Below are 14,706 nucleotides of genomic sequence, written 5' to 3'. Positions count from 1 at the left end.
GACGTAGTCCTACATACGTGCCGCCCCCAGTCCCCTACCAAGTGGCGAAACTTCCGGTCCTCGTCGAACGAAAGCGCTGACAGCGCCACCGCACGCCACTCCGTAATGTCGATGTCTCCACTGACTTGAGGCTCGTCGCCATGGACACCCCCCCCTCGGAAAACAATCCCACCACCGAGAACAGCCATTCCTTAATCGATACATTGATCGGGGCCTTCGCTCCCGAGGGCGAATCGAGCTCATTTGAAAAACTCTTCAAAGAAAAGCTGAACATCACTTCCGTGCTCGACATCACCGGGATGACCGAAGCCGAGTTCAAGGACCGTTTAGCGACCGCGATCAATAACGACGATAAGCTCAAGGCACACGCCGAAAGCATCGACACCGGGACACTCTACAAAGACGCCAGATGTTATGCCGCCCAGATCAGCCACCTTTACCGGGAGCAGCGGACATCGGACGGAACGGCACAGCAACACTGGCATCCGCTGGGCATTCGCGCTGTCGAGAAACAGGGCCCCACCTACACCCATCTGTTCAAAGAGAACTGGGACGACGCGTGCAAGAACGACTCGATCGCCGCCATCGATTCACCGGTCGCCTACCTCAGAGCGCTGTACCGGTTTGCCCTGCAACTGGAATCCAGCACCTCGTCAACAGAGGGAGAAAAAGCCAACCGGATCACGCTGGCAAAACGTCGTCCGGATCTTGCTGATCTGTCGATTGATCAGCAAAGCACCTTCACCGCGCAACCGATGCTCGGGATCGTCAATGCGATCCTGGGCCAGAATATTCAGGACGCGCTGAAGACCACCGACGACAGAAGCAAATCGACCTATGACGTTTTGGCGCAACGGTATTACCCCTTTGCCCTTCCGTACGAGTTTTTCCATCATCAGTGCCTGCTGGGTCTGAGCGCGGACAAACCAACGCTCGGGGAACTGAATTACCTCGTCAGCGAATACCTGCCTGTCACGCAAAACTACAGTTCTCGTTTCGGTACGGTGCAGAACGCCTCCTCCGCTCATGCTCAGAGGCTGATGTCCGGGCTGGGCCCGCAGCAACAGACGCTGCTGACTGAACTTCCATGGGCTGAAAGGCTCCTGTCGGACGCGACACTCGCCAGACTCCCCGCCGAAGAACAGAGCAGGCAAAAAGACCACTACTGGAAAAAGATCTACGGCACGGCATCAACCTCAGACCTGAAAACAGTACAGCTCTTCCTTGAGCGAACCGAACTCAAAGCCGAGCAACTGGAGGCATTGCTGGCGCAAGGCAAACACGCGCCCAACACTTCTGCGCATTACTTATTGTCGGCACCTTACACCCAGCCCTACGGCGCCCGGTACGTAAACGGCCCTCTCGCAACCCCTGAAAAAAGCATGTCGCTGGACAGAGAGAAAAGCCCGGCGGAAATCGCAAATGCGACCGAGGACCAACTCGAACGCCTGCATCGAATGATTCGCCTCCAGCGTTGGCTCGACATTCCTTTCACAGAGCTGGACAGTCTGCTGTGCAGCGCATTTGAATTGAAGCGGCCACGTAATGCCCAGATGCAGCTCGACTGCCATGCCATCCGCGCCCTCGGTGTTTATCGTTACCTGAATCGCAAGTACTCAATCAACGCTGAAGAGTTCGGCGCGCTGCTGCACCAGGTATCACCCTGCGCGACCGGCGATAACATCACGCTGTTCGATAAGGTGTTCAATCAGGCCCGGGTATTTGACACACCGCTGAAGCTCGATGGCCGTGTCTTTCGGGCGGATAATTCGGACCCTGCCTCTCACACCATCCTCCAGCACCTGAGCATCAGCCTTGGCTTGCCTCTGACAGAGGACTCGCTATTGCAGGTCGTCAGAAATACGCAAAAACACCTGGGTTCGCTCAAGTGTGATTTGCCCACGCTGTCGTCCATTTATCGCCAGGCGCGCATCGCGCGGATGTTCGGTCTCTCGATCAGCGACAGTTCGACGCTGGCCAATTTGCTGGGAGGGGAAAACATTTCCAGGTGCCTGGCAACGGGCAACGACGGCATGCGGACACTCAGAATAAGGGGCCAAAATGGAACGCAGTTTTTCGAGCTGATCGCACATCTCCTGCTTCCGGAACAGCACGGTCCGGGCAGCGCCACCCTCCTTGCGGGGTCAAGCCTGCGGACCAACACGTCATGGTTCGCAAACAACACAACAGACAAAAGGCTTGACCTGAGCTTTACCAAAGAATCAGGTGAGATGGATGAGCCGTCGATCTACATCAAGCAGACTCCAACCACTGGTTCGACAGGTATCACTTCGCTGGAGGGCCAGAACATCAAATGGAGTGGCGCTGGTTTCGATGAATTGACCCACCGGAAAAATCCGCGCCTGATACTGCAATCCATTTATCAGGGAGGGGGATTAACCTCGATTGGCACCTTGACTGGCCAGATAACTGAGATGCTTTTGAGTCATGAAGCCCCCCAGGGCGTTTTTGCATTCGACCTCCTCGATGTCCTGATGCAATTGGACTGGGTAACCCGCTGGATCAAAGAGTCCGCCTACGACATCCCCATGCTGCAACGTGTTCTTGAATTGCAAACCAGTGCCGATTATCCGTTGGGGAATTTGCAGCAGTACCTCACTAAATTCATCGCCGACACCCACGCGAGTGTGGTCACCGCACAAGAGTGGGCGGCGCTGGCATTGCCGGGGAAAGTTGATTGGAGGGCGATGCTGGCGAATACCCTGTTAGATGACAAAGGGCTGGTAAAAAACTTCGCCCCCACGATCAAACACGATGTACCACAGACGTTGACCGCCGCATTGAACAGACTCGTCGATGACGACTCCATCAAACTGGACGACGATCACGGAAAAAACCGCAAGCTCAAAGACGAGAGCAAGCAGAAGCTCAAGAATTTTCTCTTGCTGGCCCATGATCGTCAGCAGCATCTGATCGAAGCGTTTTTGCAGGAAACATTCTTGCTGCCCATGAACTGTGCAAAAGACGTCGTGATATGGGCGAGCACTTCAGTCCATCAGATTCTCACCGCGGCCCTTGTGTCTAAAGACTCACATGAGCTCGCGCGTACCTTGCATCCGCTTTTGCGCCACACCGAGGCCGCTGTCCGGTTGCAGTTGAGCAACAAGGCCCTGCGCGCACTTCTGAGCACTGCCCGCTGGCTGGACACGCCGGATGGACAACTGAGGCTCTCGTTCAAAACCTTGTACCTGTTCGATCGCTTCAACCGCTTCATGAGCACTTATCAGCAGCCGGAAGAAAACCTGCTGAGCTACCTGGAGTTCGCCGATTTCAATGGTGGCGAGACAAGCGCTGTCAACGAGCGTCTGGCCCAACTCCTGAACTGGACAGCGGCAGAAGTCACCGTGCTTACCTCGCAGTTGCAGTTCCGCAGGGCCCAAACCATAAGGGACATCGATTGGGTCATGCGTTGTCACAGCGCCTGTAAAGCCACCGGGCTGGGCACGAGTGCGTTACTCGGTGCTGCTGCTCTCAACGAGAGCAGTTCGACTGCCCAATGGAAAACGGTCGGTGAAGCCATCATGGCGGCCAGTCACTAATTCCCATACATGCTCAAGGAGTGAACATGTCTGTTGCTATTGAAAAACAACTGAACGAAAGCCTGCGTGATGCGCAGCTCGGTCTCTATCTGTCTGCGATTGTTGCGCAAGACAAGACGCTGCAAGCCTTGAAGATCGCAGAGCACCTCAAGACGGCCGATGACCTCTACCACTATTGGCTGCTTGATGTGCTGGTCAGCCAGGATGTGCCGACCAGCCCGGTAGCCTGCGCAATTGCCAGTCTTCAGCAGTACATCATCAGCATTCTGGCCAACATGGAACCGGGGTATCACACCGCGCAGATTCCAACTGATCAGGTCGACACCTGGCGCACCGTCATGCATCACTATCAGGACTGGGCCACCAATCAGCGCCTGTACTATTTCCCGGCGGCTTACCTTGATCCGACACTGCGCAAGACCCGCACCGCAAGCTTCGAGCAACTGGAAAACGACCTCAACCGTAACCAACTCACAGCCGAGTCCGTGCAAACAGCGGTGCTGGCCTATCTGACCAGACTGGAAGAAGTGGCCAACCTGCAAATCGTCAACGGTTACATCGACGACAGCGATTTCGCCAACAGTACCTATTACTTCATTGCCAAATCCCGTGCTGCCAATACGTGGTACTGGCGCTCGCTGGACATGGCGTGTCGCCCCTTCGTGGCCGGCTCCCGGACTGCCAAATATGATGCCCCGGAACCGCAAGCATGGTCCGACTGGCACCGCATCAATTTGCCGGTTTCCGACAGCACCATTGAACACACCATCCGTCCGGTCATGTTCAACAATCGTTTGTATGTCATCTGGGCGGATTGCGTTTTTCAGGATCAAGCGAGCAAAGAAGACAATAAGAACAAAACCTTTCCCTTGTTTCGTCTGAACCTGTGCTTCAAGAAATATGACGGGAGCTGGAGTACGCCGCAGACATGCATTCAACATTACTGGTCGGCCGAATCGATTGAAGGCATGAACCTGGCGGAATTGAAGGTAAACACGAGAACCATTGCCGCCTGTCATTCCGCGTCCTCATCACTGTTCATCGCCTTGTATGTCAATAAATTGGGTCGAGAAGAGTTTGGTATCTATCTCGACTTCTGCCTGTCTATCGTCATCGACAAAGACGCCGTTATCCAGTCGACCGCTCACCTCAAAACACTCGATAAAGATAAAGACAAAACACTCATTGAGCTGATCGAGAAGTGGCCACCCTCCAACCCGAGAATGCTCCAGTGCAGTCACTCGTCAACCTTGTCGCAAGCTCCCAGTATCGAATCACGTCTGGACAACGTATTAGGTACAACAGAATTCATCGACTTCTCAACGTCCGAAATAAAGAACAGTGAGACTCCGAAAGCCCCGCCTCGCCAACCCATCCGAATGAACATCACCTTCGCCCGGCACCTGATCGAGCGCGCAGAAACCAGCATGGACATGTTGCTGAGCTGGTCCTCTCAGCACTTGCAAGAGCCGCCCTTCGAAAACTCCAAACCGCCCGAGCAACTGGACTTCTACGGCGCCTATGGTCGCTACTTCGTCGAGTTGTTTCTCTACCTGCCCTGGCTGGTGGCACACCGCTTTAACCAGGAGCGCCAATACGGCGAAGCCGAACACTGGATTCAGTACCTGTTCAATCCCGCCCGAAAAGCAGTCAGTGGCAGTAACCCTGACTACTGGAACGCGGTGCCTCTGATCACCGGCACGCCCAAGCCCGGCCAACCCAGCTATGCACTCCAGGGACCACAGGATCCGCACCAGATTGCACTGAGTCATCCCGTGCACTTTCGCAAAGCCCTGTACATGCTCTACCTCGATATTCTGCTCAATCGCGGCGACACCGCTTACCGGCAGTTGTCTCCCGACAGTCTGACCGAGGCGAAACTCTGGTACTTGCGCGCGCAGGATCTGTTGGGCCCGCGACCGGATATCAGGCAAACCGATCTATGGTCAAAAATCACATTGAAAGCGTTCAGCGAGGAGCCCAACAAAAAACTGCGTGACTTTGAAAAAACCTTGGGAGAACAAGGCAAGCACCTCACGACAACTACCGCTTCAGAGCAGGTCCCTCAAGTGTGTGTCCGTCCGTACGTCCACTCACATTCTGCCCATGCGATTGACGCGCCGCATTCGCGCTTGCCCTTCAACCCCGTGTTGCTGCCACGCTGGGAAAAGCTCGAAAGCCGCCTACACAACCTGCGACATAACCTCGACATTGTGGGCCGCCCCCTGAGGCTCGCGCTCTTCGCGGTTCCAGCCGCTTCAAACAAACGACTCGGCGCCAATCCTTCTCGCGCTGCAGAGCCCGGCCTGGCCCAACGTCTGGGCACCGAGATTCCGCCTTACCGTTTCAGTGCCCTGCTTGCCCATGCCATGAGTGCGGTAGACACGGTGATCCAGTTCGGCGAAACGCTGATGTCGTTCATCGAGCGTAGCGAGCAGGCCAGCTATCAGGAACTTCAGCAACAGCACCTCTGGGATATCGCCACCATGGCGGTCGACCTGCAGACCCAGGCCCTGAAGATCGATCAGAAAACCCGGGAAGCGTTACTGGCCAGTAAAGCCATCGTCGAAAGCCGCCGTGATTACTACAGTCAGCTGGTCAACGAGGTCGTCAATCTGGAAGAAGTGACGGCTGCAGCGTTCCATCTGGAGGGGCGTATCGCTGAAGCCGGCGCCCATGCGGCGCATGCCGGCGGTCAGGGCCTGAAAGTGGTCCCCAACATTTTTGGCCTGGCGGACGGCGGGGCTCGCCTTGAGGGCGGCGCGCTTGCCATGATGGCCATGCAACAAGGAGTAGCAACCGCAGCCTATGGCGCGGGCGAAGCCCTGGAACGTGCCGCGCAGTATCGACGCCGGCATCAGGATTGGACCCTCGCCCGCGACCAGGCAAAGCTCGAAATCGCCCAGATCGATGCGCAGCTTGCGGTGGAAATTGAACGAGAGACTGCTTCGCGGCTGCTTCTGCAACAGACTCAAACGTCGCTGGCTCAAGCTCGGACCTCCTACGACTTTCTTAGCCAGCGCTTCACCAACTCACAGCTTTATCAATGGTTCACCCACCAACTCTCCAGCTTCTACTACCAGGTGTACGACTCGACGTTCTCCCTGTGCCAGTTCACCGAACGGAGCTGGCGTTACGAGACGGCCGACAGCACCACTCAACCGTTCTTCCAGAACCAGACCTGGAACAGCACCTACCGTGGGCTCGGCCCTGGCGAACGTATGAAGCTGGCGCTGATGAAGATGAAAAATGCCTGGCTGCTGGGTAACGAACGTGAGCTTGAAATTCGCAAGACCGTGTCGTTAAACAACCTCCACTTGAAGGAAAACATCACGTCGTCGATCAACAAACCCTGGAACGGTACGCTCGCAGCAGACAACACGCTCATCAAAGGAATGAAAGCCATCCTGCTGGATACGGGTTCATGCGAGTTTGAATTGCCGCAGGCCCTGTTTGATCACGACTACCCGGGGCATTGCCTGCGCCGGATCAAGAGCATCAGTATTTCCCTGCCCGCGGTCCTCGGCCCTTATGAAGATATCCGTGCCACGCTGACCCAGACCGACAGCGAAGTAGTCATGCCCGGCGCCGACAAGACCGTCATGAAAAGTCTGCGCGCCAACCAGCAAATTGCCCTGTCGACAGGCATCGACGACAGCGGTCTGTTCACGCTGAGCTTTCAGGATGAGCGCTACCTGCCCTTCGAATACACCGGAGCGGTATCGAAATGGCAGTTGTCATTTCCCAATCATGCGGCTCAGAAAAGCATGCTCGAATCCCTGACCGACATCATCGTGCACGTGCAGTACACGGCCAGGGCAAATGGAGGTGCGCAATGAGCGAACACGCCGCCCTCCCTGTCACCCCTCCTGCCTTGCCCAAGGGCGGGGGGGCGATTCACAGCATCGGTAACGGCCTCGGTGCAATCGGCTCAAGCGGGAACGCCTCCTGCGAGATTCCGCTGCCCATTTCACCCGGTCGCGGATACGCCCCGGCCCTTGCCTTGCGCTACAGCAGTGCTCAGGGCAACGGGGTGTTCGGCCTCGGTTGGACACTGTCTCTGCCGACCGTCACACGACGCACCCACGCCGGCGTTCCGGCCTACACCCGCGATGATTTGTTCATCGGCCCCGACGGCGAGGTCTTGATGCCTGAGCGGAACCGGACCTCCGGCGTGATCGAATCCAGCAAAAAGCGTTGCAGTGACGGCACTCGGCAGATGGAACACACGGTCGTGCACTATCGACCGCGCATCGAAACCACCTTCAATCTGATCGAGCATTGGTCCAGCGCGACAGACGAACCGGGCTTCTGGCTGATACACAACGCCGACGGCACCCAGCATCTGTTTGGAAAAACGCCATCGGCACGCCGCGCCGATCCCGATGCACCCTCGCACGTGGGCGAGTGGTTGCTTGAAGAGAGCATGAATCCACATGGCGAGCATATTGTGTATGAGTACAACGCGGATTCGACCTCGACGCAGGGCCCTGCCGACACCCGAGCCCAGCGATACCTTGGGCGGGTACGCTATGGCAATTTCGCAGCAGATTCTCAGCTGTACTTATGCAAAGACGGAGGGTTCAAGGACATACGTTGGCACTTCGAAATGTGCTTCGACTACGGTGAGCGCAGCACCGCACTGGATGAAAAACCCGCGTATCGGACAACAAAAACATCGCCACTACGGAGCGATCCCTTTTCGGATTTTTCCTATGGGTTCGAGCTGAGAACCCAGCGCTTATGCCAGCAGATTCTGATGTTTCATTACTTCCCCGATGCAACATCGATGGGGCCCGAGCCGGTGCTGGTTCGCCGCAACGTGATCCAGTATCAGACCAGCCCCCATTCCTATAGCTGCCTGAGCGCAGCGCTGGACCAGGCTTACAGCGAAAGCACCGATGAACTCTATCCTCCTCTGGAATTCACCTACACCGACTTCACGCTGGAACCTGAGGTTCAGCGCTTCAAACCGTTCGAGGCGCTGTCCGGGCTCAATCATCAACAGCGCTTTCAATTCGTCGATCTACTGGGGGAAGGACTGCCCGGGGTGCTGCACCGCACCGACAAAAGCTGGCGCTACAGCCAACCGGTGCGCGATGACCTGGGAGGGGATCATGTCACCTATAAAGCGTTGAGCGATCTGCCACATCTGCCCTTAACCGACAGCCGCAAACCCACCCGACAGTTTCTCGGCAACCTTAATGCAAGCGGACGCCCGGACTGGATCGTGGCGCAACCGGGGCTCAGTGGTTTCTTCACGCTGAAACCCAATGGCACCTGGTCAAACTTCACCGCGCTGGACGCCGTTCCGACAGAGTTCTTCCACCCTCAAGGGCAACTGGCCAACCTGATGGGCGCCGGGCTCAACGATCTGGTGATGCTTGGCCCGCGCAGTGTTCGCCTGTATGCCAACCACAAAGGCGCGGGCTTCGCCGGCGCAACCGAAGTCGATCGCGGGGCTGATGAGGATGATCTGCCGCTGCCCGGCAACTCATCCAGCGAACTGGTGGCCTTCAGCGACCTTCTGGGCAGCGGACAACAGCATCTGGTGCGTATCCGCCGCAACGAAGTGAAATGTTGGCCGAACCTCGGTCGCGGACGCTTCGGCAAAGGCCGGGTGATCGCCACGCCGAATCTTTCATTGGGAGAGTTCGATGCTTCGCGTCTGTTGCTGGCCGACCTCGACGGCTCCGGAAGCGCAGACCTTATTTATCTGGAACCCCACTGCGCGCGGGTTTTCATGAACCTGTGCGGCAATGGCCTGAGCCCGGCGACCGACGTGCCATGGCCACTGGGTCTTCGCTATGACCGGTTCTGCCAGGTCAGCGCCACCGACCTGCAAGGACTCGGCTGCTCCAGCCTGGTGTTTAGCGTACCGGGGGCAACAACACGGCATTGGCGATGCGATTTCGTCAGCACCAAACCCTATTTGCTGCAATCGACCAACAACAACATGGGTGCCGCCGGCAGCATCGATTACCGCAGTTCGGCACAAGAGTGGCTGGACGAAAAAAAACAGGTCATCAAAAACAAAAAAACGGCGATTTCACGCTTGCCGTTCCCGCTGTTTCTGGTCAAACAGCAGGCTCGATTCGACGAAATTACCGGCAATCGTCTGACCCAGAATTTCGAGTATCGACGCGGCTTCTACGACGGTACCGAACGCGAATTCCGGGGTTTCGGCCTGCTTATGCAAACCGACATGGGTGGCGATGAAGCGAGCAATCTGCACACAGTTCCGACACTAACCAAAACCTGGTTCCACGTCGGCAATGAAGTTGATCTGATCATCCATGATCGAGATTACAGCGATGAAAAAGCCGTGCTTCTTAAACAAACCCTCCAGAACCTGGGTGAAAGCTGGACGCCGCGCAGCGACCGGCATGTTCCGGCCAACACCCGGTCCAAAGCCCGCCAGCGTGAAATCGCCCGGGCGCTGAACGGACGTGTCTTGCGGGTAGAGGTTTACGGCCCGGAACAGGGCGACCAGTCAAAGCTCCCGTATTCGGTGCAACAACATCGCTATAAGGTCAACGAGCGCAAGGGCATGGGCAGGCACAGCCCTTATTCGATCCTGCACCCGGTGCTGGCGGAGTCGATTCACTATCAATACGAGCGCTTCCCGCAAGATCCGCGCTGTACTCACACAATCAATTTGCGCTGGGACGCCTACGGCTACCTGACTCACCATCTGGAGATCAACTACGCCCGGCGCATCACAGCGGTCGATGCCAGCCCTTTCACCGATCCCTGGAAAAAAAAATGGTGGGCCGACGCCCATGACGAAGCACAGCAGTTCTTTTACGTGACCGAACATAAAGCCCAATTCATTCACATAAACACAACGCAGAACAGGCGGCTTGGCCTGCCTTATCTGCAACGTACAAATGCTCTGAAACTGCCAAAAGCACCGCTGGCCGAAGGCCTGGCGCCTTCCGGCATCAACCATGAGGCGTTGCTGATCCTGAGCGCCTCGGCTGCATGGAGAGCCCGACAGGTCATGACCGGTCTGTCTTTGCAGCGTTACAGAAAACCCGATGCCAGTGGTCCCTTTGCGGATGGGCAGGCCAGTGTCGAAGCGTTGGTCGATCACACGGAAACAGCCGAACTCAATGAGTTGGCGTTGAAGACTTACGACGTGCTCAAGTCGCAGGCTCCGTCCTTTGATTTGACCCGCCGCCTGGAACTCGCAGGCTACAAAAAATTGCCCATCGCCTTACCGGACGACGCTCAGTGGGATAAGCAGGACAATCTGTGGTCGATTCAACGCCACTTCGTCACGTACAGGAAACTGGATGGTTTCTTCAAACCGCTGAGTTTCAAACAGAGCTCGCAACAGGGTCCAGCCACCTTTACCCATGATCCTTATTGCTGCCTGACCACTGGCATCAAGTTGCCGGATAACTGCATGACCACAGCCTCCGATATTGACTACAGACTCCTCCAACCCACTCGGGTCACCGACGCCAATAACGTCGTTCAGGAAGCGTCGTACGATGCATTCGGCCAGGTTCACGCCATCAGCCATTACAAAAGCAGTGACGATGGCAATATCGGATTCTCGCCACTCTCGACCTATACCCGTCGCTATCACGGCCGGCCTGACCTCGCTATCGAAAACCCGCAGCAGGCATTACAGCAAATCGCCAGCGCTTACTTCTACGACGCGTTCAGCTGGATGGGACGTATCGCGCTCACAACACAGGAGGAACAGGCTTGGAGCAAAGAGGCCATTGCCATGGGCGATCTGCTGCCCGGGGGGTACATCCGCGCCAGCGCCCATGCGCGTCTGGCCCGCAGCGGCATCGATAAAACCCCTTACGAACAAGCACTCCAGACAAAGATCGACAGCGTGCAGCGCGAACCGGTCCACTGCGCCACCTTGCAGGCGGATCGATACCTCAACGATTCCGAAAGCAAAAAAATTCGCATCGGAGTCGAGTGTCGGGATGGCTTTGGCCGCTCGTTGCAAAGCAAACACAAAGCGGGGCAAGGAACAGCGTTAGCGGTCAACGAAGACGGCACATTGAAGTGGAAAAACGACAAACCACAAGAACACGAAGTAAGCGTTCGCTGGCGTGTCAGCGAGTGCGTTGAATACGACAACAAGGGCCTGGTGGCTCGTACCTGGCGGCCGTACTTCAGTGACCGGCACCGCTACATCAACGATGAGTCCCTGCGCAAATCAGGCCTTTGCGATCAGTATTTCCATGACCCCATGGGACGGCTCATCCGCGTCATCAATGCCAAGGGTGACGAACGTCGTCACACCTGGCATCCCTGGTATTCCATCACGGAAGACGAGAACGACACCCAGCCCGAGCTGCCGCCTCAAGGAGGTGGGCAATGAGCGTCAATGTTCATCGCCACACCCCGACCCTGAACGTCATCGACGGACGTGGTCTTGCGCTGCGCGAAGTCCGTTACTTGTGCAATGAATCGATCAAGACACCAGAAGCCCGTGTCACACGTTACCGGCATGACATCAGCGGACAGATCATTGAACACTTCTCGCCCGCAGCCCCGGTTGGCTTGACCACCGCAGACTCAAGGCAAGTCAGCAGCCTGTCAGGGGCCACACTGCTGATCGACAGCATCGATGCCGGCTGGCGTCTGACGCTTTGTGGAGAAGCCGGCCAAGCGTTGGACACGTGGGACTCGCGCGGTAGCCATTGGCAAACCGACTATGACAACCAGCTACGCCCACTGGCGATCCACGAAAAATCCGCGCAGCACACCCGCCAAGTCATCGAGCGCTTCACCTACGCAGCCAACTCAACCGATGAAGCGAAAACCAACCGATGTGGACGGTTGATTCGCCACGACGATCCGGCAGGCAGCGTGCTTTCTTCCGGTTATGACCTGACTGGAAAACTGCTCAGCCAAACGCGCCACCTGCTGAAAGATCAGCACGCCGCCCACTGGCCGGAAGATCTCGACGAACGCAAGGGTTTGCTCGAAAACGGTGCCGGCCATACCACCACTTGGCGCTACGCTCCGACCAGCGAAATCCTCGAGCAAATAGACGCCAAAGGACATACGCAACGTTTCTGGTTCGATGTCGCCGGTCAGCTGGAGAAAGTCACCCTGCAACTCAGTGGCACGCCTGAACAGAGGCTGGTTCTCGATCAAGTCCGCTATAACGCGCAGGGTCAGATTGAATCCCAGGTGCTGGGAGGCAAGATCACCAGCAAGGCGATGTATGCACCTGAAAACGGCCGCATGATCCAGCGGAACATTTCGCGTGCAAACACCGATGTTCTTCAGGAACTGCATTACGCCTACGACGCGGTTGGCAACGTGTTGAGTGTCGAAGACCACAGCAAACCCGAGCAGCACAACGCCAATCAACGCGTAACGCCGCGCAGCACCTACGCCTACGACAGCCTGTATCAGCTGATCAAGGCGACGGGCCGGGAAGAGCAGGCAGCCAGCATCCCCGCGGCGCTTCCTGCCTGGCTATCCAGCCCGGCAGATCGCAGCCGACTGCTCAATTTCACTCAGGCTTACACCTACGATGAACGCGCCAACCTGACCAAACTGCAGCATCAGCGCGAAGGAAATAATTACACCCGCGAGATGAGCATTGCCCCTACCAGCAATCGTGGGCTGTCATGGAAAACCGGTGACCCGTTACCCGACTTTGCAACCGGCTTCGATGACAACGGCAATCTGCAAGCCCTGCAAACCGGCCAACCGCTGCTGTGGAACGCGCGTAACCAATTGCAAAGCGTAACGCTGGTGGACCGCGCAGAGCAGGAGGCAGATACGGAAAGTTACCTCTACGACGGCAGCGGCCAGCGCGTTCGCAAACGGCAAACCCAAAAGGCTCATGCCGTCATTCACGTCCGCGACGTCGTCTATTTGTCCAGTCTGGAAATCCGGGAAAGCACGACGGAAAAACTCGAGGTCATCATTGTTCAGGCAGGAAACTGCAACGTACGGTGCCTGCACTGGAGCCTGGGAACACCTTCAGGCATCAGCAATGACGCGATGCGTTTCAGCTTCGACGATCACTTGGGGTCCAACACCTTGGAGCTGGATGGCGACGGCAACCTGATCAGCGAGGAAGGTTACTACCCCTTTGGCGGCACGGCGTGGAGAGCCGCTCGTAACGTGCTGGAAGCGAAATACCGAACCGTCCGTTACTCGGGCAAGGAGCGTGATGCCAGCGGGCTGTATTACTACGGCCAGCGGTATTACGCGCCATGGTTGCAACGATGGATCAGTCCGGACCCGGCGGGCACGGCTGACGGGTTGAACCTGTATTGCATGGTGGGGAATAACCCGGTGCGATTTGCCGATTCGCAGGGGCTGGTGCGCGATGATCTGGTCAACGCTCCCATCGTGCTCGACTACTACGACCGGTTTTCAGAAAAAACCGTTTCGATGACTGACGCTCCAAGGCGATTTACAGAAGCAAAGGACGGGAAACTCGCCGCGCTGAAATCTCAATATCCCAATCGGACGTATCCTCTGACACCCAAGGAAATCGCCGGGGTCGAAGCCACCTCTCCAGCGTTCAAGGCCTATTCGAAAAAGAAACTGAATGAGTACACCGCACACGCAGCGGTCACGACGGCAGACGGAGGCTTTTCGTCCTGGGAGCATTTCAACTTCCCTGAACAGCTGGGGGACAGGCCCTATCCCGGGGTCGCCCTCTTTCGCAATCCGTTCCCCTCAACAAGCGGGCCGGCGGACCTGGGGGTCTTTGAAGTTACCCACCCAGAAACCTACATGGCTCAAGTTGAACGCGATTACGCCAATCAGAAGGACGTAACACTCCACCCGGCGCTGGCCAGGGACATCCGCGACCATTCAGGTCACTCCGGACATTTATTCCCCATTCAATCCGGCACCCCCGGACGTCATGCAGAAGTGCGGAGCAGGAACGCATTGCTCCATAGCCCATTGGGTGCAAGCGTCCCGCTTGAAAACATCTTTGTGATGACTCAACGACTCAAGGGATTTTCCGATTCCCGGCAAGCAACCGATTTCCCCACCTGCATGAACTGCAACGCCTTGATCCCGAGGGACATCAACATCCCAACCGGCCGACTGGAGCCCATTGACTACGCCGCGCATATGCAATCGATGCGCTCATCCAGAACCCATTATCAGCGCGTCGCCAATCCGTAAACCG

4 protein-coding genes are annotated in these 14,706 nt (G+C 56.8%); all 4 read left to right on the top strand.

The features are described from left to right. The first annotated feature begins 140 nt into the window (after positions 1-140). Genes ACA070_RS03570 through ACA070_RS03555 form a run of 4 tightly spaced genes read left to right on the top strand, consistent with a single transcriptional unit; the run spans position 141 to position 14,702 of the window. Positions 141-3,560, top strand: coding sequence for a Tc toxin subunit A (locus ACA070_RS03570; protein WP_497450064.1), 3,420 nt, complete (start codon positions 141-143; stop codon positions 3,558-3,560). Between the two features lie 26 nt (positions 3,561-3,586). After that, positions 3,587-7,399 carry a Tc toxin subunit A-related protein gene (locus ACA070_RS03565; RefSeq protein ID WP_497450063.1) on the top strand — a complete coding sequence of 1,271 codons (3,813 nt, stop codon included), beginning with the start codon at positions 3,587-3,589 and terminating at the stop codon, positions 7,397-7,399. Beyond that, a complete protein-coding gene (locus ACA070_RS03560) occupies positions 7,396-11,913 on the top strand; it encodes a SpvB/TcaC N-terminal domain-containing protein (protein ID WP_497450062.1) in 4,518 nt (1,505 codons plus the stop codon). The genes ACA070_RS03565 and ACA070_RS03560 overlap by 4 nt, the downstream gene beginning before the upstream one ends. Next, on the top strand, positions 11,910-14,702 hold the full coding sequence (locus ACA070_RS03555) for an RHS repeat-associated core domain-containing protein (protein ID WP_497450061.1): 2,793 nt from the start codon (positions 11,910-11,912) through the stop codon (positions 14,700-14,702). Before ACA070_RS03560 ends, ACA070_RS03555 begins: the two co-directional genes overlap by 4 nt. The last annotated feature ends 4 nt before the right edge of the window (positions 14,703-14,706 follow it).

It is taken from the genome of Pseudomonas sp. LBUM1678, assembly GCF_059695575.1.
Note: the sequence above shows the minus strand (reverse complement) of the source record. Positions and strands in the feature narration are given on the sequence as shown.

Bases quoted from the DNA above. Each gene is read 5' to 3' on its own strand.
- ACA070_RS03565 (WP_497450063.1), top strand. From the start codon at position 3,587: ATGTCTGTTGCTATTGAAAAACAACTGAACGAAAGCCTGCGTGATGCG.
- ACA070_RS03570 (WP_497450064.1), top strand. From the start codon at position 141: ATGGACACCCCCCCCTCGGAAAACAATCCCACCACCGAGAACAGCCAT.
- ACA070_RS03555 (WP_497450061.1), top strand. From the start codon at position 11,910: ATGAGCGTCAATGTTCATCGCCACACCCCGACCCTGAACGTCATCGAC.
- ACA070_RS03560 (WP_497450062.1), top strand. From the start codon at position 7,396: ATGAGCGAACACGCCGCCCTCCCTGTCACCCCTCCTGCCTTGCCCAAG.